General features: G+C 74.9%; 19 protein-coding genes. 12 read left to right on the top strand and 7 right to left on the bottom strand.

What is annotated here, in order from left to right; translation table 11 throughout:
* Positions 1-92 precede the first annotated feature (92 nt).
* From ACIGHB_RS16510 to ACIGHB_RS16475, 8 genes are all read left to right on the top strand, one after another.
* On the top strand, positions 93-3,740 hold the full coding sequence (locus ACIGHB_RS16510; RefSeq protein WP_399913680.1) for a nitrate reductase subunit alpha: 3,648 nt from the start codon (positions 93-95) through the stop codon (positions 3,738-3,740).
* Between the two features lie 2 nt (positions 3,741-3,742).
* Complete coding sequence (gene narH / locus ACIGHB_RS16505) at positions 3,743-5,275, top strand: nitrate reductase subunit beta (RefSeq protein ID WP_399913677.1); 1,533 nt, start codon at positions 3,743-3,745, stop codon at positions 5,273-5,275.
* Complete coding sequence (gene narJ, locus ACIGHB_RS16500; RefSeq protein WP_399913674.1) at positions 5,272-5,946, top strand: nitrate reductase molybdenum cofactor assembly chaperone; 675 nt, start codon at positions 5,272-5,274, stop codon at positions 5,944-5,946. Before narH ends, narJ begins: the two co-directional genes overlap by 4 nt.
* Entirely contained in the window at positions 5,946-6,668 is a 723-nt protein-coding gene (narI, locus tag ACIGHB_RS16495; protein WP_360313487.1) for a respiratory nitrate reductase subunit gamma, read from the top strand. The genes narJ and narI overlap by 1 nt, the downstream gene beginning before the upstream one ends.
* On the top strand, positions 6,665-7,858 hold the full coding sequence (locus ACIGHB_RS16490; RefSeq protein WP_399913670.1) for a TIGR04053 family radical SAM/SPASM domain-containing protein: 1,194 nt from the start codon (positions 6,665-6,667) through the stop codon (positions 7,856-7,858). Before narI ends, ACIGHB_RS16490 begins: the two co-directional genes overlap by 4 nt.
* Entirely contained in the window at positions 7,846-9,180 is a 1,335-nt protein-coding gene (hemG, locus tag ACIGHB_RS16485) for a protoporphyrinogen oxidase (protein WP_399913667.1), read from the top strand. Before ACIGHB_RS16490 ends, hemG begins: the two co-directional genes overlap by 13 nt.
* A gap of 434 nt (positions 9,181-9,614) precedes the next feature.
* On the top strand, positions 9,615-11,198 hold the full coding sequence (locus tag ACIGHB_RS16480) for an alpha/beta hydrolase (RefSeq protein ID WP_360313481.1): 1,584 nt from the start codon (positions 9,615-9,617) through the stop codon (positions 11,196-11,198).
* Between the two features lie 72 nt (positions 11,199-11,270).
* On the top strand, positions 11,271-12,803 hold the full coding sequence (locus ACIGHB_RS16475) for an alpha/beta hydrolase (RefSeq protein ID WP_399913664.1): 1,533 nt from the start codon (positions 11,271-11,273) through the stop codon (positions 12,801-12,803).
* Between the two features lie 58 nt (positions 12,804-12,861).
* Here the strand turns inward: ACIGHB_RS16475 and moeZ are convergent, their stop codons facing one another.
* From moeZ to ACIGHB_RS16440, 7 genes are all read right to left on the bottom strand, one after another.
* Positions 12,862-14,040 (bottom strand): adenylyltransferase/sulfurtransferase MoeZ, encoded by a 1,179-nt coding sequence (gene moeZ / locus ACIGHB_RS16470; protein ID WP_360313477.1) that lies wholly within the window; start codon positions 14,038-14,040, stop codon positions 12,862-12,864.
* Between the two features lie 79 nt (positions 14,041-14,119).
* Positions 14,120-14,875, bottom strand: a complete 756-nt coding sequence (locus tag ACIGHB_RS16465) for a spherulation-specific family 4 protein (RefSeq protein ID WP_360313475.1) — start codon at positions 14,873-14,875, stop codon at positions 14,120-14,122.
* Complete coding sequence (locus ACIGHB_RS16460; RefSeq protein WP_360313473.1) at positions 14,863-15,834, bottom strand: NAD-dependent epimerase/dehydratase family protein; 972 nt, start codon at positions 15,832-15,834, stop codon at positions 14,863-14,865. Before ACIGHB_RS16460 ends, ACIGHB_RS16465 begins: the two co-directional genes overlap by 13 nt.
* Before the next feature lie 124 nt (positions 15,835-15,958).
* The gene (locus ACIGHB_RS16455; protein ID WP_399913658.1) at positions 15,959-17,698 is read right to left on the bottom strand and encodes a hypothetical protein; all 1,740 of its coding nucleotides are present in this window, start codon (positions 17,696-17,698) and stop codon (positions 15,959-15,961) included.
* Positions 17,699-17,711: 13 nt separating this feature from the next.
* Positions 17,712-19,376, bottom strand: a complete 1,665-nt coding sequence (locus tag ACIGHB_RS16450; RefSeq protein WP_360313525.1) for a glycosyltransferase — start codon at positions 19,374-19,376, stop codon at positions 17,712-17,714.
* Positions 19,377-19,935: 559 nt separating this feature from the next.
* Positions 19,936-20,925 carry a DUF3152 domain-containing protein gene (locus ACIGHB_RS16445; RefSeq protein WP_399913655.1) on the bottom strand — a complete coding sequence of 330 codons (990 nt, stop codon included), beginning with the start codon at positions 20,923-20,925 and terminating at the stop codon, positions 19,936-19,938.
* 628 nt (positions 20,926-21,553) lie between these two features.
* On the bottom strand, positions 21,554-22,537 hold the full coding sequence (locus ACIGHB_RS16440; protein ID WP_360313467.1) for an alpha/beta hydrolase: 984 nt from the start codon (positions 22,535-22,537) through the stop codon (positions 21,554-21,556).
* A 240-nt stretch (positions 22,538-22,777) separates the two neighbouring features.
* Here ACIGHB_RS16440 and ACIGHB_RS16435 point away from each other — a divergent pair, with 240 nt between their 5' ends.
* The 4 genes from ACIGHB_RS16435 to ACIGHB_RS16420 all read left to right on the top strand — a co-directional run bounded on the left by ACIGHB_RS16435 (position 22,778) and on the right by ACIGHB_RS16420 (position 24,964).
* Entirely contained in the window at positions 22,778-22,993 is a 216-nt protein-coding gene (locus ACIGHB_RS16435; RefSeq protein WP_360313465.1) for a hypothetical protein, read from the top strand.
* Positions 22,994-23,263: 270 nt separating this feature from the next.
* Entirely contained in the window at positions 23,264-23,923 is a 660-nt protein-coding gene (locus tag ACIGHB_RS16430; RefSeq protein WP_388871926.1) for a TetR/AcrR family transcriptional regulator, read from the top strand.
* Between the two features lie 158 nt (positions 23,924-24,081).
* Positions 24,082-24,309, top strand: coding sequence for a DUF3107 domain-containing protein (locus tag ACIGHB_RS16425; protein ID WP_030747376.1), 228 nt, complete (start codon positions 24,082-24,084; stop codon positions 24,307-24,309).
* A 379-nt stretch (positions 24,310-24,688) separates the two neighbouring features.
* Positions 24,689-24,964 carry a hypothetical protein gene (locus ACIGHB_RS16420; protein ID WP_360313460.1) on the top strand — a complete coding sequence of 92 codons (276 nt, stop codon included), beginning with the start codon at positions 24,689-24,691 and terminating at the stop codon, positions 24,962-24,964.
* Positions 24,965-25,113 lie beyond the last annotated feature (149 nt).

The following is a 25,113-nucleotide window of genomic DNA, read 5'->3' as shown; positions in this document are numbered from 1 at the left end:
TCACCCCCTCACGGGACCATCGGCCCCCCTTCGCACCGTTTCGCCCGACCTAGGCTCAAGCTGCTGAACGCATCGTCGTGAAGGAGCCTGACGTGCAGCAGGAGCAGCCGGACGCCGCCGAGATCCTCCTCCGAGCGGGAAGGTTCTTCTCCCGTTCCGAGGTCTCCGATGACCTGCGGACGGTGCACCGCACCGGCGGCCGCGAGGGCGAGTCGTTCTACCGGGACCGCTGGAGCCACGACAAGGTCGTGTACTCCACCCACGGCGTCAACTGCACCGGCTCGTGCCGGTGGAAGGTGTACGTCAAGGACGGGATCATCACCTGGGAGACCCAGGCCACCGACTACCCCTCCGTCGGCCCCGACCGGCCCGAGTACGAGCCGCGCGGCTGCCCCCGGGGCGCCTCCTTCTCCTGGTACAGCTACTCCCCCACCCGGGTCCGCCACCCCATGGTCCGCGGCACCCTGCTCGCGATGTACCGGGAGGCGAGGAAGCGCCTGAAGGACCCGGTGCTCGCGTGGGCGGACATCCAGCGCGACCCGGTCCGCCGCCGCACCTACCAGCAGGCCCGGGGCAAGGGCGGTCTGGTGCGGGCGACCTGGGAGGAGGCGGTGGAGATCGCCGCCGCCGCGCACGTCCACACCATCAAGGAGCACGGCCCCGACCGGGTGGCCGGCTTCTCCCCGATCCCGGCGATGTCGATGGCCTCGCACGCGGCCGGCGCCCGCTTCCACTCCCTCATCGGCGCGCCGATGCTGAGCTTCTACGACTGGTACGCGGACCTTCCGGTGGCCTCGCCGCAGGTCTTCGGCGACCAGACGGACGTGCCGGAGTCGGGCGACTGGTGGGACGCGGCCTATCTGCTGATGTGGGGCTCGAACGTGCCGGTGACGCGCACGCCGGACGCCCACTGGATGACGGAGGCCCGCTACCGGGGCCAGAAGGTCGTCACCGTCTCCCCCGACTTCGCCGACAACACCAAGTTCGCCGACGAGTGGATGCACCCGCACCCGGGGACGGACGGCGCGCTCGCCCTCGCGATGGGGCACGTGGTGCTCAAGGAGTTCTTCGTCGACCGCGAGACGCCGTTCTTCGCCGAGTACGTGCGGACCTACACCGACCTGCCGTTCCTGATCACGCTGAGCGAGACCGAACGCGGCCTGGTCCCGGGGAAGTTCGTGACGGCCGCCGATCTCGGTCAGGACGTCGAGAACGCCGAGTGGAAGACCGTCCTCGTCGACGACGCCACCGGCGAGCCGGTCGTCCCGAACGGCACCCTCGGGCACCGCTGGGGCACCGGCGGCGAGCCCGACTGGAACCTCGACCTCGGGGACGTACGCCCCCGGCTGTCCCTCCTGGAGGAGGGCGCGTCCGCCGAGGTGGTGCTGCCCCGCTTCGACGAGGAGGGCGAGGTGCTGCGGCGCGGGGTTCCCGTGCGGCGGCTGTCCCCGGACGGGCCGCTGGTCACCACTGTCTACGACCTCCTGCTCGCCCAGTACGGGGTCGGGCGCCCCGGCCTGCCGGGCGTGTGGCCGGAGTCGTACGAGGACGCCTCGCAGCCCGGCACCCCCGCCTGGCAGGAGACCCTGACCTCGGTGCCGGCCGCCCAGGCGGCGCGCGTGGCGCGGGAGTTCGCGGACACCGCCGAACGCTCGCGGGGCCGCTGCATGATCCTCATGGGCGCGGGCACCAACCACTGGTTCCACTCCGAGACGATCTACCGCGCCTTCCTCGCGCTGCTGACGCTCACCGGCTGCCAGGGCCGCAACGGCGGCGGCTGGGGCCACTACGTCGGCCAGGAGAAGTGCCGGCCGGTGACCGGCTGGGCCACCCTCGCGAGCGCCTCCGACTGGGGCCGGCCGCCCCGGCACATGATCGGCGCCGGCTGGTTCTACCTCCACACCGACCAGTGGCGGTACGACACCCTGCCCGCCGAGTCGCTGGCCTCGCCGCTCGGCGCGGGACGCTTCGCGGGCATGACGGGCGCCGACTGCCTGGCCGCGTCCGCGCGGATGGGCTGGATGCCCTCGTACCCCACCTTCGACCGCAACCCGCTGGACCTCGGCGACGGGGACGACCCGGTCGCCGACACGGTGCGGGCCCTGAAGGACGGCACGCTCGGCTTCGCCGGGGAGGACCCGGACGCGCCGGCGAACTGGCCCCGCGTGCTCAACGTGTGGCGGGCCAACCTCCTCGGCTCCTCCTCCAAGGGCAACGAGTACTTCCTCAAGCACCTCCTCGGCACCCACTCCAACCTCCCCGAGGACGGGCCGCGCTGCGCGCCGAAGGACGTGCGGTGGCGGGAGGACGACGTCGAGGGCAAGCTCGACCTGCTCCTCGCCATGGACTTCCGGATGACGTCCACGACCCTGCTGTCCGACATCGTGCTCCCGGCCGCCACCTGGTACGAGAAGCACGACCTGTCCTCCACGGACATGCACCCCTTCCTGCACGCCTTCACCCCGGCCGTCGACCCGCCGTGGCAGGCCCGCTCCGACTACGACGCCTTCCACGCCCTCGCCCGCCGCTTCGGCGAACTCGCCGGGGACCACCTGGGCGTGCGCAGGGACCTGGTGGCGACCGCCCTCCAGCACGACACCCCGGGCGGCGAGATGGCACAGCCCGGCGGGGTGGCGCTCGACTGGTCGAAGGGCGAGTGCGAGCCGGTCCCCGGGCGCACGATGTACAACCTGACGGTGGTCGAGCGGGACTACGGGGCCGTCGGCGAGAAGTTCGCCGCGCTCGGGCCGCTGGTCGACCGGCTCGGGGTGACGACGAAGGCGATCACCTTCGACGTCGACGAGGAGGTCGCCTACCTCGGCGCCAAGAACGGCCTGGTCAGAGGCGGGATCGCGGACGGCCGTCCGCGTCTGGACACGGCGCAGCGGGCCTGCGAGGCGATCCTCTCCCTCTCCGGCACCTCCAACGGGCGGCTCGCCACCCAGGGCTTCGAGAAACTGGAGAAGCGCACCGGCCAGGAGATGGCCCACCTGGCGGCGGAGGCCGAGGGCAAGCGCATCACCTTCGCCGACACCCAGGCCCGGCCCGTCCCCGTCATCACCTCGCCCGAGTGGTCGGGCAGCGAGGCCGGCGGACGCCGCTACACCGCCTTCACCGTCAACACCGAACACCTCAAGCCCTGGCACACCCTCACCGGCCGCCAGCACTTCTTCCTCGACCACGACTGGATGCACGAGGTCGGCGAGGCGCTGCCCGTCTACAAGCCGCCGCTGGACATGCACCGGCTGTACGGGGAACCGGAGCTGGGGTCGGGCGACGGGCGCCAGGTCGCCGTCCGGTACCTGACCCCGCACAACAAGTGGGCCATCCACTCCCAGTACCAGGACAACCTGTACATGATGACGCTCGGCCGCGGCGGCCAGACGGTCTGGATGTCGCCGCGGGACGCCGAGGCCATCGGGGTCCGCGACAACGACTGGATCGAGGCGGTCAACCGCAACGGCGTGGTCACCGCCCGCGCGATCGTCTCCCACAAGATGCCCGCCGGCACGGTCTTCATGAACCACGCCCAGGAGCGCACGGTCGGCGTCCCGAAGACCGAGAAGACCGGCCGCCGCGGCGGCATCCACAACTCGCTCACCCGGGTGATGCTCAAGCCGACCCATCTCGTCGGCGGCTACGCCCAGTTGACCTGGGCCTTCAACTACCTGGGCCCGACCGGCAACCAGCGCGACGAGGTGACGGTCATCCGCCGCCGCGACCAGAAGGTGGAGTACTGAGAATGCGCGTTCTGGCCCAGGTCGCCATGGTCATGAACCTCGACAAGTGCATCGGCTGCCACACCTGTTCCGTCACCTGCAAGCAGGCGTGGACCAACCGGCAGGGCACCGAGTACGTGTGGTTCAACAACGTCGAGACCCTGCCCGGGCAGGGCTATCCGCGCCGCTGGGAGGACCAGGAGCGGTGGAAGGGCGGCTGGGAGCGGACCCGCTCGGGCCGGCTGCGGCTGCGGGCCGGCGGGCGGCTGAAGCGGCTCGGGCAGATCTTCGCCAACCCGGAGCTGCCGGAGCTCGACGACTACTACCAGCCGTGGACGTACGAGTACAAGAACCTCACCGACGCCCCCGCCGGCGACGACCTGCCGACCGCCCGGCCCGTCTCCCAGGTCACCGGCGAACCCCTCGACAAGGTCGAATGGGGCCCGAACTGGGACGACAACCTCGGCGGCGCCCCCGAGCACGGCCCGAGGGACCCGCTCGTGGAGAAGGTGCGGCAGCGGGTCGGGGAGAAGATCCGCTTCGAGTTCGAGCAGAGCTTCATGTTCTACCTGCCCCGGATCTGCGAGCACTGCCTCAACCCGGCGTGCGTCTCCGCCTGCCCGTCGGGCGCCATGTACAAGCGCGAGGAGGACGGCATCGTCCTCGTCGACCAGGAGCAGTGCCGGGGCTGGCGGATGTGCGTCACCGGCTGCCCGTACAAGAAGGTCTACTTCAACCACGCCACCGGCAAGGCCGAGAAGTGCACCTTCTGCTTCCCGCGCGTCGAGGTCGGCATGCCGACGGTCTGCTCCGAGACCTGCGTGGGCCGCATGCGGTACCTCGGCGTGATGCTGTACGACGCCGACAAGGTCGCCCGGGCGGCGGCGGTGGAGGACGAGCACGACCTCTACCCGGCGCAGCTGGAGTGCTTCCTCGACCCGCGCGACCCGGCCGTGGCCGCCGCCGCGCGCGCCTCCGGGATCACCGAGGAATGGCTGGAGGCGGCCCGCCGCTCCCCCGTGTACGACCTCATCGCCACCTACCAGGTCGCGCTGCCGCTCCACCCGGAGTACCGCACGATGCCGATGGTCTGGTACGTGCCGCCGCTCTCCCCCGTCGTCGACGCGGTCGCCGCCACCGGCAGCGACGGCGAGGACGCCGGGAACCTCTTCGGCGCGATCGACGCGCTGCGGATCCCGGTCGAGTACCTGGCCGAGCTGCTGACCGCCGGCGACACCGTGCCCGTGGACGCCGTGCTGCGCCGGATGGCCGCCATGCGCTCCTACATGCGGGCGGTCAACCTGGGCGAGGAGCGGGACGAGGGCGTCGCGGCGGCGGTCGGGCTGACCGGGCAGGAGATGGAGGACATGTTCCGGCTGCTCGCCATCGCCAAGTACGAGGACCGGTACGTGATCCCCACGGCCGCCCGCGCCGACGCGGACGCGCTCGCCGAGAGCCATCCACTGGACCTCGAAGCGGGCTGCCCGGTCGCCGACCAGGCCGGAGACGGCAGCAGGGGCCTGCTCAACCTGGGCCGTACGAGGAGGAGTTCATGAACCCGGACGCGGTGGTACGACTGGTGGCGGCGCGCTGCCTGACCTATCCGGACGAGAAGCTGTACGAGGAACTGGCCCTGCTGCGGCGGGCCTCGGGCAGCGCTCCCGGCGGCCTCGCCGGCTTCCTCGACCATGTGGAACGGACCCCGCTCCTCGATCTCGCCGCCCACTACACGGACACCTTCGACACCCGCAACCGCCGTTGCCTCTACCTCACCTGGTGGACCGACGGCGACACCCGGCGGCGCGGCCTCTCCCTCGTCCGGATCAAGCGGACCTACCGCGCGCACGGCCTGGAGTTCGACAGCGACGAACTGCCCGACTTCCTGCCCGCCGCCCTGGAGTTCGCCGCCCTCCACGAGGAGCCCGGCACCGGACTGCTCCAGGAGCACCGGGCGGGCCTCGAACTGCTGCGGCTGGCCCTCGCCGACGCCGGGACGCCGTACGCCGGCGTCCTGGAGGCGGTCTGCGGCACCCTGCCCGGGCCCTCCCCCGAGACGAAGGAGGAGGCGAAGGCGCTGGCCCGTTCCGGGCCGCCGCGCGAACGCGTCGGACTCGACCCGCTCGGGATCGACCCGCTCGGGATCGACCCGCTCGGACTCGAACCCCGCGGCCCCGGCGTCGAACTGCCCTGGCCGACCACGCACCGCGCCGAAAGGACCCCGGTCTGATGGATCTGCTGCTGTGGGGCGTGCTGCCCTACGTCTCGGTGGCCCTGCTCGTCGCGGGCACGATCTGGCGCGGCCGCTACGACCGCTTCGGCATCACCACCCACTCGTCCCAGCTGCACGAGTCCCGGCTGCTGCGGATCGGCTCGCCGCTCTTCCACTTCGGGATGCTCTTCGTCGTCCTCGGGCACGTCGTCGGGCTGCTGATCCCGATGGAGTGGACCGACGCGCTCGGGATCAGCGACCACGCCTACCACCTGATGGCCGTCTCCACCGGCGCCGTCGCGGGCGTCGCCGCCGCCGCCGGCATCGGGATCCTCGTGTACCGGCGGATGCGGGTGCCCGCGGTGCGCGGGGCGACGCTGAAGAGCGACCACCTCATGTACACGGTGCTGCTCGGGGCGATGGCCCTCGGGATCCTCGCCACGATCCTCAACTCCACCGGCGCGACGGACGGTTACAACTACCGCGAGGGCGTCTCCGTGTGGTTCCGGTCGCTCTTCGCGCTCAGCCCCGACTGGGCGCTGATGGCCGGCGCGCCGCTCGCGTTCAAGCTGCACGTCCTGTTCGGCTTCGCGCTCTTCGCGCTCATCCCGTACTCGCGGCTCGTGCACATGTTCGCCGTGCCGGTGCGGTACCTCTTCCGCCCGTTCGTCGTCTACCGGCGCCGCCGTCCGGGCCGGATCGCCCACCGGGCGCCGAAGCGCGGCTGGGAGCGGGTGTGAACACCACCCGGAGGACCCTCGTACGCCGGCCCCGACAGCCCGTCGGCGAGCGGCCGTTCCTCGTCATCTGGGAGGCCACCCGGGCCTGCCCGCTGGCCTGTCTGCACTGCCGGGCCGAGGCCGTGCCCGACCGGCACCCCGACGAGCTGGCCGGACCGGCGGCCCGCCGCCTGATGGACCAGATCGCCGCCTTCGGGAAGCCGGCCCCGCTCTTCGTGATCACCGGCGGCGACCCCTTCCAGCGGCCCGACCTCGCCGCGCTCGTCGCGTACGGCACCTCGGTCGGGCTGCGGGTCGCGGTCTCGCCGTCCGGGACGCCGACCCTCGACCGCGACCGCCTCGCGCGGATCAGGGACGCCGGGGCGGTGGCCCTCTCGCTCTCCCTCGACGGGTCGACCGCCGCGCGCCACGACGCCTTCCGCGGGGTCCCCGGCGTCTTCGGCCTCACCCTCGACGGCTGGCGCCACGCCCGCGACCTCGGCCTCAAGGTGCAGATCAACACCACCGTCGGCCGGCACAGCCTGCCCGACCTCGCCGACATCGCCGCGCTCGTCCGGCGCGAGGGCGCCCTGCTCTGGTCCGGCTTCCTCCTGGTGCCCACCGGCCGGGCGGGCGCGCTCGACGCGCTCACCGCCGACGAGTGCGAGGACGTGCTGCACTTCCTGTACGACCTCGGGGCGCGGATGCCGGTGAAGACCACCGAGGGCCACCACTTCCGCCGGGTCGCCCTCCAGCGGGCCGTGCTCGACCGGCGCGGCGAGCGGCCGGCCCTCGGCCCGCTCCACGCGCGGCTCACCGAACGGGCCGGGGAACTGGGCCTGTTCGACGGCGAGCGGCGGACCGCGCGCCGCCCTCCGATGGACGTCTCGTCCGGGCGCGGCTTCGTCTTCGTCTCCCACACCGGTGAGGTGCACCCGAGCGGCTTCCTGCCACTGTCGGCGGGCAACGTGAAGGAACGCGAACTGCCGCTGATCTACCGGGAGTCGGAACTCTTCCGGGCGCTGCGCGACCCCGGGCGGCTGGGCGGGGCGTGCGGGGCGTGCGAGTTCGCGCGGGTCTGCGGCGGCTCGCGCTCCCGGGCGTACGCGGTCACCGGCGACCCGCTCGCCGCCGACCCGTGGTGCGCCTACCGGCCGGGCTCCTTCCCCCACCAGGACGAACTCAGGGAGGTCCTGGCATGCGCCGGGTGATCGTGGTCGGCGGCGGGATCGCCGGCCTCGCGGCGGCCTGGTCGCTGCGCGGGCGGGCCGAGGTGACCGTCCTGGAGGCCGGCGACCGGATCGGCGGCAAGCTCCGCACCACCCCGCTCGCGGGCGTCCCCGTCGACGAGGGCGCCGAGTCCCTGATGGCGCTGCGCCCCGAGGCCGTGGAGCTGGCGGAGGCGGTGGGCCTCGGCGGGGACCTGCGGGACCCCGCGCCGGGGCCGGTCACGCTGTGGAGCCGGGGCGCGCTGCGGGCGCTGCCGGCCGGGCACGTGATGGGCGTGCCGCCGGACCCGGCGGCCCTGGAGGGCACGGGGCTGCTGTCGGAGGCGGGCCTCGCGCGGCTGCGCGAGGAGGAGCGGCTGCCGGCGCCGCCGCTGCCCGCCGGGGACCCCTCCGTCGCGGAGTACCTGTCCAGGCGGCTCGGCAGGGAGGCTGTCGACCGGCTCGTCGAACCGCTCCTCGGCGGGGTGTACGCCGGCGAGGTCGACCGTCTCTCGCTGCGCTCCGCGCTCGGTCCCGTGGCCGCGCTCGCCGGGCGCGGCGGCTCGCTGCTCGCGGCGCTGCGGGACCGGCCCGCGCGGCCGCCCCGGGCGGCGGTACGCGGCGTGACCGGCGGCACCGGGCGCCTCCCGGCGGCGGTCGCGCGGGCCTCCGGGGCGCGGATCGCGACGGGCACGGCGGTCACGGGGCTGCGGTGGGCGTCCGGCGAGTGGCGGGTGGCCACGGCGTCCGGCTCCCTGACCGCCGACGCGCTGGTCCTCGCGCTCCCCGCCCACGCGGCGGCGCCGCTGCTCGCGGGGCTCGCGCCGGAGGCGGCGGAGGCGCTGGGCGGGATCCGGCACGCGGACACGGCGGTGGTGGCGCTGGCCTTCCCGCCGGAGACGGAGGCGGCGCTGCCGCCCGGGAACGGGTTCCTCGTCCCCTCGGCCGAGGGCCGGACGATCAAGGCGGCGACGCTGCTCTCCCGGAGGTGGTCCTTCCCGGCCGGAGGCCCGTGCGTCGTCCGCGCCTCGCTGGGCCGGGCCGGTACGACCGGGCTCGTCGAGCAGCGGGACGAGGTCCTGGTGGAGCGGGTCCTCGCGGACCTCCGGGAGGCGCTCGGCGCGCTGCCGGTACCGGTCGCGACGCGGGTCAGCCGGTGGCCGGGCGGCCTGCCCCAGTACGACACGGGCCACGCCTCACGCATCGCCCGCGCGCGCGAGGGAGCCGCCGCGCTGCCGTCCCTCACGCTGTGCGGCGCGGCCCACGAGGGCGTCGGCATAGCCGCCTGCATCTCCTCAGCCACCCACGCGACGCCGTTCTTGTAACGCCCCTCACCCGCTGCGCGCGGGCCCGCCGACCCGTGGGGGCAGGCGTCCCGCAGCGCGGAGCCCACCCCCAGTTCCGGCCTCCGCCCCGGGGCGCGGCCTGCGGGACAGCGCGCTCTCCCGCGCCCCCCCGTGTGGGCAGGCGTCCCGCAGGGCGGGACGGGTGGGCACACGGGACGGCGCGCTCAGCCGCGCCCAGGCTTTCCGCGCCTGAACCCGCACCGGATGCACGACGCCGTACGGGTGCGGGTCCAGGCTCTGAAGCGGAGGCACCCGCGAACGGTGCCGTTCCGTTGTGCCCACCCGTTCCGCCCCAGCGGAACGATTGCCCACAACGGAACGGCGGCGCAGCGCACAGCGGAGCGGCGGCGCGGCGGCACCCGGTTGGCCGTGCGTCACGGGCGGGCGCGGGCGGCGGGGACGAGCATGAGGGCATGCCGATCTCCGCCGCCCAGCGCGCCGCCGCCCTCCTCACCGCCTCCGCCGTCCTCTGCCTGACGGCCGGCTGCTCGGACGACACCGGCGGCGACACCCCCGCGGCCTCCGCCCCCACCGGCACCGGCGGCCTGTCGGCGCTGACGGAGCAGCAGCTGGAGTGGGACACGTGCCCGCCGCCGTCCCCGGCGGAGGGCGGCGGCGCGGCGCCGTCGCCGCTGCCGGGCGGCGAGCCCTGGGAGTGCGCGTTCCTGACGACCCCGCTCGACTGGTCGAAGCCGGACGGCGAGACGATCGAGCTGGCGCTGATCAGGGCCCGGGCGAGGGACAACGCCCGCCGCATCGGCTCCCTCGTCTTCAACTTCGGCGGCCCGGGCGGCTCCGGCGTCACCGCCCTGCCGGGGTTCGCCAACGAGTACGAGACCCTCCGCTCCCGCTACGACCTGGTCTCCTTCGACCCGCGCGGCGTCGGCCGCAGCGAGCCGGTGGAGTGCATGACCGACAAGGAGCTGGACGCGTACTACGCGATGGACTTCACCCCGGACGACCTGGCGGAGGAGCGGACCCTGTCCGACGCGCAGAAGACGTACGCGGCGGGCTGCGAGAAGGACGCCGGCCCGGTCCTGCCGTACGTCGGCACGGAGAACGCGGCCCGCGACATGGACCTGCTGCGCCAGGTCCTCGGCGACGACAAGCTGCACTACTTCGGCATCTCGTACGGCACGGAGCTCGGCGGCGTCTACGCCCACCTCTTCCCTGAGCGGGTCGGCCGGGCCGTCTTCGACGCGGTCGTCGATCCGGACGCGGGCGTCGAGGACGGCGCGCTGGGCCAGGCGAAGGGCTTCCAGCTGGCGCTGGACAACTTCGCGCAGGACTGTGTGGACCGGGGTGACGAGTGCGCCCTGCCCGGCTCGACGGTCGCGGAGATCGAGGAGGGCGTCACCGATCTCCTCACCTCGCTCGACGAGAAGCCGATCACCGGCATCGGCAGCCGGAAGCTGACCCAGACCCAGGCCACCAACGGCATCGCCCAGGCCCTGTACTCGAAGGAGTTCTGGCCCTACCTGGAGCAGGGCCTGGAAGCCGCCGACGCCGGTGACGGCGCCCTGCTCCTCGCCCTCTCCGACTCCATGAACGGGCGCGGCGAGAACGGCAGTTACAGCAACATCCAGGCCGCCAACGCCGCCATCAACTGCGTCGACTTCAAGGAGCGCTACACCCTCGGCCAGGCCAAGGAGCGGCTGCCGCAGTTCCGCGAGGCGTCCCCCGTCTTCGGCGACTTCATGGGCTGGGCGCTGTCGAGCTGCTCGCAGTGGCCGGTGCCGGGCGCCTGGGACCACCCGGACGTGTCCGCGCCCGGCGCCGCGCCGATCCTCGTCATCGGCAACACCGGCGACCCGGCCACCCCGTACGAGGGCGCCCGCGCGATGGTGCAGGCGCTCGGCAAGGGCGTCGGCGTGGAGCTCACGTACGAGGGCGAGGGCCACGGCGCGTACAACGGCGGGAACGCCTGCGTGAAGAAGGCCGTCGACGGCTACCTCCTCGACGGCAAGGTCCCCGCCTCCGGCACCGTCTGCAAGTAGCCCCGCCCCCGAGGGCGCGGAACGGAGCCCCCCTAGGATGACGAGACCCGTCTCGATCCCAGGGGGTCTCCCATGCGCATACGCCGGCACCTGACGGCCCTCGCCGTCGGGGGACTCCTGGTCACCGGCTGTACGAGCACGGGATCCCCCGCCCCCGCACCCGCCTCCACACCCGCCTCCGACGCGAAGCCCGCACCCACGCCCGCGTCCGGTGCTCCCCTCCCCGCCTCCCTCACCGGCCAGCGGCCCGACTGGAAGCCGTGCGAAGGGGACGGGGCCGGCGCCGACTGGCGGTGCGCCACCGTGAAGGTGCCGCTGGACCACGCGAAGCCGTCGGGTGCCACGCTGCCCGTCGCGCTGATCCGCAAGGAGGCGACCGACCGGAAGGAGCGGATCGGTTCGCTGCTCTTCAACTTCGGCGGGCCCGGCGCCTCCGGGGTGGACATCCTGCCGCAGCTGTCCGGGGAGTACGGGGCGCTGAACGAGCGCTACGACCTCGTGGGCTTCGACCCGCGCGGGGTGGGCCGCAGCTCCGGCGTCGTCTGCCGCACCGACGCCGAGCAGGCGGCGGCCGAGACCCGCGTCGACTCCACCCCGGACACCCCCGCCGAGGAGGCCGCCTTCCTGAAGGACGCGGCCGGGTTCGGGGCCGGCTGCGCCCGCCGGTCCGGCGCGGTGATCCCGTACACCACCACGTCGGCCACCGCCCGCGACCTCGACCTGATCCGGCGGGTCCTCGGCGACGACAAGCTGCACTATTTCGGCATCTCGTACGGCACGCAGCTCGGCGGTGCCTACGCCCACCTCTTCCCCCGCGACGTGGGCCGGCTGGTCCTGGACGCGGTCGTCGACCCGACCAGCGACACCGCGGGCCACGCCCGGCACCAGACGGTCGGCTTCCAGCGGGCCCTGGACAACTACCTGAAGAGCACCGGGCAGTCGTCGAAGGCCGGCACCGCGCGGATCACCCGGCTGCTGGCGGAGCTCGACCGGCGCCCCCTGGAGGCCGGCGACCGGCGGCTCACCGAGGGGCTGGCGATCACCGGCATCGCGGTCACCCTCTACGCGGAGTCCACCTGGCCGCTGCTCACCGGGGCGCTGGAGGCGGCCGAGGCCGGCGACGGCGGCCCGCTGCTGCGGCTCGCCGACGCCTACAACGACCGGGACGAGCAGGGCCGTTACTCGACCCAGTCGCATTCCCAGCGGGCGATATCCTGCGCCGACTCCAGCGAGCGCCCGACGGCGGCCGACGCGAAGGCGCTGCTGCCGGAGTTCCGCCGGCTCTCCCCCGTCTTCGGCGCCTTCCTCGCCTGGGACACGGCCGGCTGGTGCGCCGACTGGCCGGTGGCGGGCGAGGCGAGCACCCCGGCGGCGTCGGCGCCCGGCGCGGCCCCGGTGCTCGTGGTGGGCACGACGGGCGACCCGGCGACCCCGTACGAGGGCGCGGAGCGGATGGCGGAGGAGCTCGGCGAGGGCGTCGGGATCCTGGTGACCAACAAGGGCGAGGGGCACGGCGCGTACGGCACCTCGGCGTGTGTGACGCGGACGGTCGACGCGTACCTGCTCGACGGGAAGGTGCCCGCGTACGGCACCACCTGCGGGTAGCAGGACGCGCGGAGGCCCCGGACTGTCACCCGGTCCGGGGCCTGGCGCGTCGCACCGACTAGTAGACGGGCTTCTCGGGCTCGATCTGGTGGACCCAGCCGATCACGCCGCCGCCGACGTGCACCGCGTCCGCGAAGCCCGCGGACTTGAGCACGGCGAGGACTTCCGCACTGCGGACACCCGTCTTGCAGTGCAAGACGATCCGCTTGTCCTGCGGGAGGTCCTGGAGGGCGGTGCCCATCAGGAACTCGTTCTTCGGGATCAGACGGGCGCCGGGGATCGAGACGATCTCGTACTCGTTCGGCTCGCGGACGTCGATGATGTCGATGTTCTCGCCCTCGTCGATCCACTCCTTGAGCTGCTTCGGAGTGATCGTGGAGCCGAGCGCCGCCTCCTGGGCCTCCTCGGACACGACGCCGCAGAACGCCTCGTAGTCGATGAGCTCGGTGACGGTCGGGTTCTCGCCGCAGACCGCGCAGTTCGGGTCCTTGCGGACCTTCACCTGGCGGTACTGCATCTCCAGGGCGTCGTAGATCATCAGGCGGCCGACGAGCGGCTCGCCGACGCCGGCGAGGACCTTGATGGCCTCGGTGACCTGGATGGAGCCGATGGACGCGCAGAGCACGCCCAGGACTCCGCCCTCGGCGCAGGAGGGGACCATGCCCGGCGGCGGGGGCTCCGGGTAGAGGCAGCGGTAGCAGGGGCCGTACTCGGACCAGAAGACGGACGCCTGGCCGTCGAACCGGTAGATCGAGCCCCAGACGTACGGCTTGTTCAGCAGCACGCAGGCGTCGTTCACCAGGTAGCGGGTGGCGAAGTTGTCCGTGCCGTCGACGATCAGGTCGTACTGGCCGAAGATCTCCATCACGTTGTCGGCCTCGAGCCGCTCCTCGTGAAGGATCACGTTGACGTAGGGGTTGATGCCGAGCACGCTGTCGCGCGCCGACTCGGCCTTGGAGCGGCCGATGTCCGCCTGGCTGTGGATGATCTGGCGCTGCAGGTTCGACTCGTCGACCTCGTCGAACTCCACGATGCCGAGCGTGCCGACACCGGCCGCGGCCAGGTACATGAGGGCCGGCGAGCCGAGGCCGCCGGCGCCCACGCAGAGCACCTTGGCGTTCTTCAGGCGCTTCTGGCCGTCCATCCCGACATCCGGGATGATCAGGTGGCGGGAGTACCGACGGACCTCGTCAACGGTGAGCTCGGCGGCCGGCTCGACCAAGGGTGGCAGCGACACGGGGACTCCAGGGTCATCCCCGCTCGCGCGGGGAGGGGACAGGCATCGTTCTTCCCTCGTAACCCTGCCACGCCCTATTTCATTCCGAGACTCCCTGTCCGATACGCGAGACGATTTCGTCCCAGTAGCCGGGCAGCGAGTGGAATGGCGCGGTTTGTCCCGCACCCCCTCCCACGCCCCCGCCGGCGGCGCGGTCGGTGAAGAAGATCGTGCCCGCGCCCTGCCAGCGGGCGATCCGCAGCGCCTCGTCGAGGTGGGTGCGCGGCACCCCGTGGACGAAGTGCGCGAACTTCCCCTCCGGGTACTCCGCGGTCCACTCCGCCACCTGCGACCAGCGGTAGTCCGCCCAGGCGCCGGAGAAGGTGACCAGCTGGTCCGCCGCCTCCGCGTAGCCGGGGTACGGATGGCTGCCCTGGCCCAGGACGAGGTGGGCGTCGCCGCCGAGGAGGGCCGACAGGGTGCTGGTGACCCTCCTCACTCCGGGCAGGTCGGTCCGGTCCGTGGGACAGCGGTCCAGATAGAAGCCGCCGACCCGGTACCAGTCGACGTACCGCTGGGCCTGCGAGACCAGCTCGCCGAAGGGGCGCGAACCGTGCGCGAGGTCCAGGTGCCCGAGCACCCGCACGCGCGCGTGCCGCAGCCGTCCCGCGGTCTCCAGGCAGTGCGGGTCGGGGCGGGAGCCCGGGCCGTCGGCGACGTTGAGCACCGCCCAGTGCACGGGGGTGCCGGGGCGGGTCAGTTCGGCCCATTCGACCGGGGCGAGCAGCGGGTGGGCGTAGCCGGGGGCGCCGACGCCGAGCGCCCGGACGGTGCCGGTGGCGGTCAGATGCGACACGCCGCCTCCATCCAGATGTCGGCGAGCGACTCCTCCAGGTTGATGCGGGGGCGCCAGCCGAGCCGGTCCCGGGCGGTGCGGACGTCGGCCTGCTGCCAGGGGCCGCAGCCGTCGGGGTACGGGAAGGGGGCGGAGGCCAGCTGTTCGGCGATGGTCGCCTCGGTGCGGGGGGCGCCGATGACGGGCCGCTGCGGGATGCCGTGCGGGGCGTCCACCTCGTGGAGGTTGCCCGCGTAGCCGGCGACGCGGGCGAGGACGGCGGCGGCGTCCCGGAGCCGGACGGCCCGTCCCGTACCGATGTTGACGACGCCCTGGGCGGCGGAGAGGGAAGCGGCGTGCACGGCGCGGGCCACGTCCCGGACGTCGACGAAGTCCCGCTGCACGCCGAGGCCGCTGAGCTTGAGCTCGCCGTCCCCGGCCTGCATCGCGCGGCGCATCGCCTCGGCCAGCCGCCCGAGCGGCGAGCCGGCGGGGGTGCCGGGGCCGACCGGGGAGAAGACCCGCAGGACGACCGCGTCGAGCCCGGAGCCGAGGACGAGTTCGGTGGCGGCGAGCTTGGAGACCCCGTACGGGCCTCCGGGGCGCGGCACGGCGTCCTCGGCGGTGGAGGAGCCGGGCTGGCTGGGCCCGTACTCGGAGGCGCAGCCGACCTGCACGAGCCGGGCGCCGCAGCCGCTGCGGCGCAGGGCCTCGCAGACGGTGGCGACGGCGACGGTGTTGTGCCGGGTGAGGTCGCGGGCGCCGCCGCGGGTGGCGCCCGCGCAGTTGACGACCACGCCGGGATGGACGGCGTCCAGGAAGCGGGTGAGCGCGCCGGGGCTGCCGGTGGCGAGGTCGAAGCGGACGTCGGCGTCGTCGCCGCGGCCGAGGGCGGTGAGGTGGACCGCCGGGTCGGCGAGCAGCCGGTCGGCGACGAACCGGCCGATGAAGCCGTTGGCTCCGAGCAGTAGCACCCTCATCGTGCGGCCCCTTCGTGCCGACCGGCCGGTGCTGGGGAGTGACGGGTCATGGTCTGGGTTCTCCTTGAGGGTGGTGAGTCGGGGGCCGGGCGCCCGCGGCGTCGGCTCCGCGGGTGCCCCGGGGTCAGGGGGTGGTGTGGGCCGAGGCCCGGGTGAGGGCGCCGGTCGCGTGGGCCAGCAGGCCGAGCGCGGCGGCGCCGCAGACGAGCGCGGGGAGGGCGCCCGCGCCCCAGGCGTCGACGGCGGTGCGCACGGGGAGGTCGAGCGCGTCGAAGCCGGGGAGCGGGAGCCGGGCGGCCAGCACGCTCGCGAGGCCGAGGGCTTCGGCGGCGCAGGCGGCGGCGAGGGTGGCGGCGGCGGTCTCGGGGTGTCCGTGGACGGTGAGCAGCCGGGCGAGGAGGAGCAGGGCGCCGAGGGCGAGGGCGCCGGCGGTGAGGCCGGTGAGCGCCAGCAGGGCGGTGAGGGCGGCGAGATGGAGGAGGACGGCGCCCAGGAGCCACGCGCGCGTGCCGGCGGCGAAGTCGGCGAGCCCCCGGCTGTCGGCGATGCGCCGCCGGGCACGGGCGGCGAAGAGGTGGGCGCACCAGGCGGCGGGCGCGACGGCGAGCGCGAGGCCGAGGAGCGGGGCGGGGCGCAGCGGCCACGCGCCGTCGGGTCCGCCGGCGAGCACCTGCTCCAGGAGGCCGTCACCGGCGACGGCGTAGGCGAGGAGCCACAGGGTCCAGAGCCGGGCGGCGGGCGCGGGGGCGGCGGCGCGCAGCGGGCCGCGCCGGACGGCGAGGACGAGCGCGGCGGCCAGCCCGAGCGCCCCGGCCGTTCCGGCGGCGACCCGGGCGGCGCCGTCGAGGTGGAGCAGGGCGGGCACCAGGAGAGCGGCCGCGGCTCCGGGGGCGAGCGCGGCGAGCGCCCACGGGGTACGGGGCGCGGGCGCGTCCGGTGGTGGCGCGGGTTCCTGGTGGCCGCGGGGCACGCGCGCGTACAGCTCCTCGGCGAGGGAGAAGACGTCGCGGTGCCGGTAGCGGGCGGCGGTCCGGTCGGTGAAGCCCTGCGCTTCGAGCCCGGCGGCGATCTCCAGCGGGTCGACGGCGCGGGCGCACAGCTCCCGGTGCCGGTGCATGAGCACCTTGACGGGGTCCCCGGCACGGCGCGCCTTGCCGGCGGGGCCGGCCGGGGCGGGGGCCGGCGCGACGGGCGCGGGCGGCTCCCCCCAGGCGGCCCCCGGCCCGGGCGCGACGGCCTCTCCGACGGGGTCGGCGGGGGGTGGGGGTACGGGATCGGGCTCGGCTACGGGGGTGGGCTCGGTTACGGAGGTGGGCGCGGGTCCGGAACCGGGCGCCCCCGGCGCGGGTTCGCCCTCGCGCCCGACCTCGGCCACGGGCTCCGACTCAGGCTCCGGCTCCGGCTCCGGCTCAACCTCCAACCCCGGAACCGGCACGGTCTCGGCCACGGGCTCCGGCACGCTCTCGGTCTCGACCACGGGCTCCGGCACGGTCTCGGCCACGGGCTCGGGCTCCGGTTCCGACGGCGCCTCCGGAGCCTCCGGCTCGGACGGTGCCGCCGGTTCCTCGGCCACGCGCGCGTGGGAGGACGGCCGGGGCGGGCCGAAGGCGGAGAGGAGGTCGTCCAGGGCGGACGGGCCGGGGGCGGGGTCCGGGCGCGCGGGCGACGGGTCCGCCTGGAGGTCGAGGCCGAGATCGAGGCCGAGGTCGAGGGCGGGGTCGAGAGCGGGGGCGGGGTGCGGGCCGGCGGGCCCCGGGGCTATGGCGGGCGGCGCGGGCTCCGCGTCCACCGCGGGGGTGCCGAGGAGGGCCTCGGACCGGGCGTCCCAGGCTCCGGGGCTCGTCGGGGCGGCGGGGCCGCGCATGGGTGTGCCTCCTTCAGGCATCGGGGGCCCCCGTCCCCGCGGCGACGGCCTTCGGCGCCCAGCTGCCGGGGAGGTGCGCCTCGGCGGGGTGGGCGAAGGGCACGTCGGACCCGGCGCGGTGGCGGACCGGCGCGTGGGAGAGGAGTTCCAGGTAGATGCCGCGGAACGCGGCGAGGTTCTGGTCGACGGTGAAGAGCTCCAGCGCCCGGGCGCGGGCCGCCGCGCCGAGCCGGTACCGGCGCCCGGGGTCGCTCAGCAGCGCGTGGCAGGCGTCGGCGAGCGCGCGGGGGTTGCGCGGGGGGACGACGAGCCCGGTGCCGCCGATGATCTCGACGACCGCGCCGACGTCGGTGGAGACGGTGGCGCGGGCGCAGAACATGGCCTCGACGAGGCTGGCGGGGAAGCCCTCGACGGTGCTGGAGAGGACGACGACGGCGGCGGAGGCGTAGACGTCCTCCAGGGTGGGTGCCTCGGGTCCGCCCAATTCCTCGAAGGAGACGGGGTTCTCGCCCACGGCGTGGGCGCCGGCGGCCTCGTCGGGGAAGAGCTGGGCGGCGAGCGCGGCGCACTGGGCGAGGTAGGCGCAGGGTTCGGCGGACTCCTCGGGGGCGCCCGCGTCGGCGGGGACGGAGACGATCCTCAGCCGGGTGCCGGGCCGGCGGGCGCGGAGTTCGGCGAAGGCGTGGAGGAGGGCGACGAGGTCCTTGGCGGGCTCCACCCGGCCGATCCACACGAGGGTGTCGGGCTCGCCGCTCTCCTCGTCCTCGCCGACCTCGGTGAACCGCTCGGCGGGCATGCCGGGGTGGACGGTGCGGACCCGGTCCCGGTCGGCACCGAGCCGCTCCTGCCAGCGGCGGGTGTGGGCGTTGCCGGGGGTGAGGAGGGCGGCCTGGCGGTACGTCTCGCCGGCGAGGCGGCCGTGGAGCGCGGCGAGCAGGGTGCGCAGCGCGGTGGAGGCGGCGGGGGTGTCCGTGCCGGGCCGGGCGAGGTAGTGGGAGCGGAGGCCGACGCCGTACTCGGTGACGAGGAGCGGGGTGCCGAAGAAGCGTTTGGCCAGCAGGCCCGGGAGCGCGACGGGCCCGCCCGCGGTGGCGTGGCAGAGGTCGGCGGCGCCGAGGGCGGTCTCGTCGTACCAGTCGAGGGAGAGGGGGCGCAGGGCCCGCTCCAGGTGGTCGGCGAGGGCGAGGTGGTCGCGCAGTCCCGCCGCCGCGGCGGCGCGGCGGGCGCCGGGGGCGCGGCAGGCGGTCTCCAGGAGGCGGACGGCGTCGTCGGAGCGGAGCGCGCCGGGCAGTCCGCCGCTGTCGCGGGCGAGGTCGGCGAGGGTGCCGAGGCCGGTGGCGAAGGAGTCGGCGGCGGCCTCGCCGGCCGGGTGCGCGGGGTCGGTCTCGGCGGTGAGGCCGGTGGCGAGGGCGTGGAAGCCCTCGGCGAAGCGGCGGCGGTCGCGGCGGCCGTAGGCGCGGCGGCCGGCGCGCTCGGGCGGTCCGGCGGGGAGGGCGCCCTCGCCGGTGGCGGGGACGGGGCGCAGGTGGGGCGGGAGCGGGCCGGCGGGGAGGGGGCCGCCGACGGCGTACAGGTCGAAGTCGTGGGGGGCGAGGCCGTGGACGAGCCGCCGCCACCACGCTCCGGTGTCACCGGTGGCGCACGGGAGGCCACCCTCCGTGAGCAGTCCGATCCGCACGAGCACACACCCCCGGTCCTTTTCGACGGCGCCCACCGGTCCCGTCGATGGCGCGCGCTGCTCGGCGGGATTCCCACGGCGGGATTCCCGCAGCGGGTAGAACGTAAGCGCAGGGAGCGGTGGCGCGACGGACGGTTGTCCGCCGCACCACCGGAAGGGGTGAATGCACGTAACTTTCCCACTCCGGTCGCGTTCGGTCGCGGTACGCCCCGGAGGGGTGACGGAGCGTCGGACCGCGACGGCGCGGCGGGCCCCGGCGAGGGCGGGGCCGAGGGCGGAACCTCTCGCGTGAACCGCGGCAAGGGAAAAGGGAATTCCGCGGCCGCGAGGAAATCACGGGACGAGAGAACACCGCGAGGAGCGAACACCGGGCGGGGAGAACACGGGGAGGGCCGCGCCCTCGGGAATGCGGTCACGGCCGGAATGGAGGAACGGCCGCCGGCGCGCTCCCGGCCGAGGGTTCCCGGGCGGGAATGCGCCGGAAGGCGTCAGCGGCGGAAACGCCGGCACCGGAATGCCCGCGAGCGCCCGGGCCCCCTCACCTCGCCGACCTTCCGGCTCAACTCCCGGGATACACCCAGGGGTTCGGACGGCATCCGATGCCGTCGATCTCCAGGGACTTGGTCTGCTGCTGCATCACCGGCGCCAGGGCGCCCGGCGTACGGCACGTCACATGGTTGTGGCCGAGCCGGTGTCCGACCTCGTGGTTGATGAGCATCTGCCGGTAGGCGTGCATCGCCTTCGGCCCGAAGGTCTCGGAGCCCTGCGCCCAGCGGAAGGCGTTGATCATCACGCGCTCGGTGGAGGCCGAGTCGCAGGAGACGTTGTCGACGGTGGTGTCCAGGCCGGACTTGGCGCACCACGTGCCCGTGGTGCCGGGGCTCGCGAGGGTGACGACGAAGTCGGGCTTCCCGGTGGAGATCCGCTCGAAGGTCATCGCGCCCTGGCCGGCCCAGCTGCGCTTGTCGTTCAGGGTCTGCTGGACGGCCCGGGCGAAGAGCTTGGCGTCGAGCCCGAGGCCCTTCTCGACGTCCACCCGGTAGCGGTATTTCTGCCCCTTGCCCGGCGCCTTGTCGAGTCCGGGCACCGCCTCGAAGTCGCCGGGGCCGGCGAGCTTCGGATCGATCGGGAACTGGCGGGTCATCAACTGCTCGTACGTGGGCGCCGGCTGCCGCTTGACGGGGGCCGGGCTCGCCGGCTTCGGCCGCTCGTCGGAGCGGGAGGCGGAGTCCTCCGAGGTCCGCTCGGCGGGCTGCTGCGCGGCGCGGACGGCCGGGGCGTCGTCCTCGCGGTCGGCGACCTGGCCGGCGACGACGATGGCGAGGCAGGTCGTGACGGCGGCGGCGGCGATCCCGGTGAGCGCCCGCCCCTTGCCGCCCTTGCCCGACGCCTCGTCCCCGGCGTCGGTCCCGGGCGCGTCGGGCCCGTCCGGCGGAGCCGCGGCGGCCCTGCGGGGACCGGGGAGCCGGGCCGCGCCCCCCGTGGCGGGCCCGTAACGCTCGGGCGCGACCGTCCCGCCCTCTTCGTGCGCGGGATGCCCCCCGCGCACGGGAATGCCGTGGGCGGGCGTGTGCGGGGCGCCGTGGGCGGGGGTGTCGGGACCCGGGGCCCGGTGGACGGGCGTGCCGTGAGCCGGGGTCCCGTGATGCGGGGTCCCGTGAGCCGGGGTCCCGTGGGCAGGAGTGCCGTGGGCAGGGGTCCCGTGCCCGTGGGTTCCGTGAGCCGGAGTGCCGTGAGAGGGAGTCCCGTACATCGGGGTGCCGTGGGCAGGGGTCCCGTACACGGGAGTGCCGTGAGCCGGGGTCCCGTGCCCGTGGGTTCCGTGGGTGGGGCTCCCGTGGGCCGGGCCGCCGGTACGGAAGCCGGGGCCGGGGCCGGGGCCGGGGCCGGGACCGGTACCGCCCTGCGCGGGCGCCCCGTACGCCGGGGTCCCCTGCGCGGGCGTGCCGTGGCCGTGGAAGGTGCCGTGGCCGCGTGCGGTGCCCGGGGGCGTGCCGTACTCCTCCTGGCCGGCGCCCGCGGCCCTGCGGCGGCGGCCTGTGCCCGCCCCGCTGTCCACGACCGGCGTGCGTCCGGTCTCGGCCGCCGGTGCGCGCCCGCCGTCCCGTGCCGGGCCGCGCCCGGTGTCGCCCGCCGGGGGCACGGCCCCCTTGCGACTATGTCGTCCCACCCCGGGTTCAGCTCCCGTCGTGCCGTGCGTCGTGGTCCGCGATCAGCTCCCGCGCGGCCGCGGCGACCGTCTCGGGGTACTCCATCATCGCCACGTGACCGGCGTCGGGCAGGCTCAGCAGCCGCGAGCCCCGGAAGGCGGCGGCGGCCCTGCGGGCCATCCGGTACGAGACGAGCCGGTCACGGCCGCCGTAGACGAGCAGGGTCGGAGCGAGCACCCGCTCCGCCTGCCGCCACAGACCGTGCTGGCCGCCGAGCGTATAGGCGTCGACGATCCCGCGCGAGGACCTGGCCATCACGTCCCAGAAATAAGGGAGTTCCAGCCGGCGCTCCATCTCCTCGACGGCGTGCCGGATCCCCTCGTCGGTGACCCGGCCGGGGTCCCCGTAACAGAGCGCGAGGACGCCCCGCACGCGCTGCTCGGCGGTCCAGTCCCGGGAGACGCGCGCGAAGAGCCCGGCGACGCCGGGCACGGCGAGCAGCGCCGTCGGCCAGGCGGTGCGCTGGGCGCGCAGCTCGGGGAGGGCCGGCGAGATCAGGGTCAGGGTGCGGACCAGGTCGGGCCGGACGGCGGCGACCCGGGTGACGACGGCGCCGCCCAGCGAGTTGCCGAAGAGGTGGACCGGGCCGCGCCCGGCGGCGTCGAGCAGCCGGATGACGGCGCGGGCGTGTCCGGTGACCGAGTAGTTGCCGTCGTCGGGCGGCGGGGAGTCGCCGAAGCCGGGCAGGTCGACGGCCTCGCCGTCGACGAGGTCGGCGAGCAGCGGCATCAGGGCGGACCAGTTCAGGGAGGAACCGCCGAGGCCGTGCACGTACAGGGCGGGCGGCAGACCGGGGCGGGAGCCGGGCCGGGCGCGCACGGTGAGGGTGAGTCCGGGGAGCGCGACGGAGCGGAGCTCCTCGCCGTCGGCGACCCGGACGGCGCGCGGACGCGGTGCCGGCTGAGCGGTGTCGGCGGCGGTCCGGGATTCCGGCAGCTCGGTCGAGGACATGGCCGCAATATTACGAGACGATCACGCGGGCTCGGGTGTGGGAGCGGTCACAGGCGCGCGTGGCGTCCGGCCGGGGGTCCGTTCGTCACGGGGAGCACGGGCGCCGGCGTCGGGGAGGGGAGCGCCCGGACCCGGGCGGGGGCGGCTCGGGTGCGGGGGGACGCCGGGGCTCCTACGCTCGTAGGGAGGGCCATCCGCGCGGACGCCCGCCCGCGCACGGGGAGGACGGGAAGGAATCGCATGACTGTCGATCCGTCCGAGCCGGACACGTTCCCCGAGGAAGAGGACGCCGTGCTCGACGAGGAAGTCCCGGAGGCCGACGCGGCCGAGCAGCACACGGAACTGCGTCCGAGGGAGGACGAACCGCTCGGCGACATCGACCACGAGGCGGCGGACGAGGGCGACGCCTCCGAGCAGGCACGCGTGGTCACCCTCGACGAGGACGACTACCGCTGACCCTCGACGAGGACCACCGCGACCGGGGACGACGACCACCGCGACCACCGCGGACACGGTCGGCGCCCCGCGCGGACAAGGGACGGCGGCCATCCCGCGACTTCCGCCGACGACTACCGCTGATTTGTTCGGTTTAATCTTGAATCGACTGTCGACCCCAACGTCCGGTCCGTGAAATTCTGCGTCCGCACCGCGCACAGCCGGGTTACCCAAAAGTACGATGGCGGCGCGGCGCGACAGCGCACATGGATCGAATTCTTGGGAGGCCGCGTGAGCGCCATCGAGCAGACAGAGGCAGCACGCCCTCGCGGTACGCGGCTGCCGCGCCGTGCCCGGCGGAACCAGCTGCTCGGCGCGGCCCAGGAGGTCTTCGTCGCCCAGGGCTACCACTCCGCGGCGATGGACGACATCGCCGAGCGGGCCGGCGTCAGCAAGCCCGTGCTCTACCAGCACTTCCCCGGGAAGCTGGAGCTCTACCTGGCCCTGCTCGACCAGCACTGCGAGTCCCTGCTCCAGTCGGTCCGCACCGCCCTCGCCTCCACCTCGGACAACAAGCTCCGGGTCGCGGCCACCATGGACGCCTACTTCGCGTACGTCGAGGACGAGGGCGGCGCCTTCCGTCTCGTCTTCGAGTCCGACCTCACCAACGAGCCGGCCGTCCGCGAGCGCGTGGACCGCGTCAGCCTCCAGTGCGCCGAGGCGATCTCCGAGGTGATCGCCGAGGACACCGGGCTCTCCACCGACGAGTCGATGCTGCTCGCCGTGGGCCTCGGCGGCGTCTCCCAGGTCGTCGCCCGCTACTGGCTCTCCAGCGAGTCCCCGATCCCCCGCGACACGGCCGTCTCGCTGCTCACCTCGCTCGCCTGGCGCGGCATCGCGGGCTTCCCGCTGCACCCCGTCGACGGCCAGCTGAGCGCCGAAGGCCACTGACCCGGGCGGGCGGCGGGCCGGTCGCGGGCTTTGTTCCCGCTCCCTGTTCGCTCCTGGCGTGCGGCGGCTGAGCCGTGCGCGTCCCCTCACCGGGCTAATGTGTGCAGCGTACGGCGCGGGTTCATCGCGCATGGCTGACCGTTCGGAGGGACATAGCCGTGGAGGTCAAGATCGGCGTGCAGCACGCACCCCGGGAGATCGTTCTGGAGAGCGGGCAGTCCGCCGAGGACGTGGAGCGCGCCGTCGCCGACGCGCTGTCCGGCAAGGCACCGCTGCTCAGCCTTGAGGACGAGAAGGGCCGCCGGGTCCTCGTTCCGTCGGACAAGATCGCGTACGTGGAGCTCGGCGAGACCGCGGTGCGCCGGGTGGGCTTCGGCACGCTCTGAGCCGCGGCTCCCGCACGAGGAGGCCCGGAGGGACACCGTCCCTCCGGGCCTCCTCGCGTCCGCCCGGATCCCCACCCGCGCGGTCCCGGACGCCCACACACGGGGCCCGAGCGTCCACCCGCACGGCCGGGGCTTCCCCATCCGCGCCCAAGCCCCCACGCAAGGCCCGCACGTCACCCCGCGCGGCTGCGGGCGTGCGGCCGTCCGGGTGGCGTGCGGGGGGTCCTCCCGTACGTGCTCCGGGGCCGCCGGGCCCGTGCTCCGGGACCCGGGGGCGGGCGCCTCACCGGGGTGTGGGGAGGGTTGCGTTCCGATGGCCCTGGGTAGAAGGGGCCTTGACCGCACCGCCCGCCCCGCACCCCTCGCGAGGTGATCCACCGTGTTCCTGGAAGCCCTCGGATCCGCCCTGCTCGGACTGGCCCTGGCCTGGGCCGCCGTGCACCGCCTGCCCGACCGCCTCCCCGCCCGGAGGACCGTCCTCCCGACCGGTGCGCTCGGCGCCGTCTTCGGCGCGCTCGTCACCCACGGGGCCCTCGGTCCCGGCCACTTCCTCGCCACCCTCGTCGGCGCCGTCGCGGTGGCGGCGGTGCTGCTCTCGCTGCTCGTCCGCCCGGCCGCCCGCCGGCTCCGCCGATCATCGCCCGCGGCGTACTGACCCGCCGCACCGGACGCGAGACGGCCGTGGGGGGCCGGGCCCCCCGCCCCCCCCACCCCCCCGCGGCCGGGGCGGGGTGTGGCCCGGGGACGGGGGGGGGGCCCGGGGCGCCGCCCCCGATGTGGGGGGCCGCGTGGATCGGGGGGTCC

This window comes from Streptomyces sp. NPDC085460 (genome assembly GCF_044541975.1).
In the GTDB taxonomy this organism is placed as follows: Bacteria; Actinomycetota; Actinomycetes; order Streptomycetales; family Streptomycetaceae; genus Streptomyces.
This window is presented reverse-complemented; position numbering and strand designations above follow the sequence as displayed.

Excerpts from the sequence above, each read along its gene's own strand:
- ACIGHB_RS16480 (WP_360313481.1), top strand. The coding sequence starts at position 9,615 with ATGCCGATCTCCGCCGCCCAGCGCGCCGCCGCCCTCCTCACCGCCTCC.
- hemG (WP_399913667.1), top strand. The coding sequence starts at position 7,846 with ATGCGCCGGGTGATCGTGGTCGGCGGCGGGATCGCCGGCCTCGCGGCG.
- narJ (WP_399913674.1), top strand. The coding sequence starts at position 5,272 with ATGAACCCGGACGCGGTGGTACGACTGGTGGCGGCGCGCTGCCTGACC.
- narI (WP_360313487.1), top strand. The coding sequence starts at position 5,946 with ATGGATCTGCTGCTGTGGGGCGTGCTGCCCTACGTCTCGGTGGCCCTG.
- ACIGHB_RS16435 (WP_360313465.1), top strand. The coding sequence starts at position 22,778 with ATGACTGTCGATCCGTCCGAGCCGGACACGTTCCCCGAGGAAGAGGAC.
- ACIGHB_RS16460 (WP_360313473.1), bottom strand. The coding sequence starts at position 15,834 with ATGAGGGTGCTACTGCTCGGAGCCAACGGCTTCATCGGCCGGTTCGTC.
- ACIGHB_RS16455 (WP_399913658.1), bottom strand. The coding sequence starts at position 17,698 with ATGCGCGGCCCCGCCGCCCCGACGAGCCCCGGAGCCTGGGACGCCCGG.
- ACIGHB_RS16440 (WP_360313467.1), bottom strand. The coding sequence starts at position 22,537 with ATGTCCTCGACCGAGCTGCCGGAATCCCGGACCGCCGCCGACACCGCT.
- narH (WP_399913677.1), top strand. The coding sequence starts at position 3,743 with ATGCGCGTTCTGGCCCAGGTCGCCATGGTCATGAACCTCGACAAGTGC.
- ACIGHB_RS16475 (WP_399913664.1), top strand. The coding sequence starts at position 11,271 with ATGCGCATACGCCGGCACCTGACGGCCCTCGCCGTCGGGGGACTCCTG.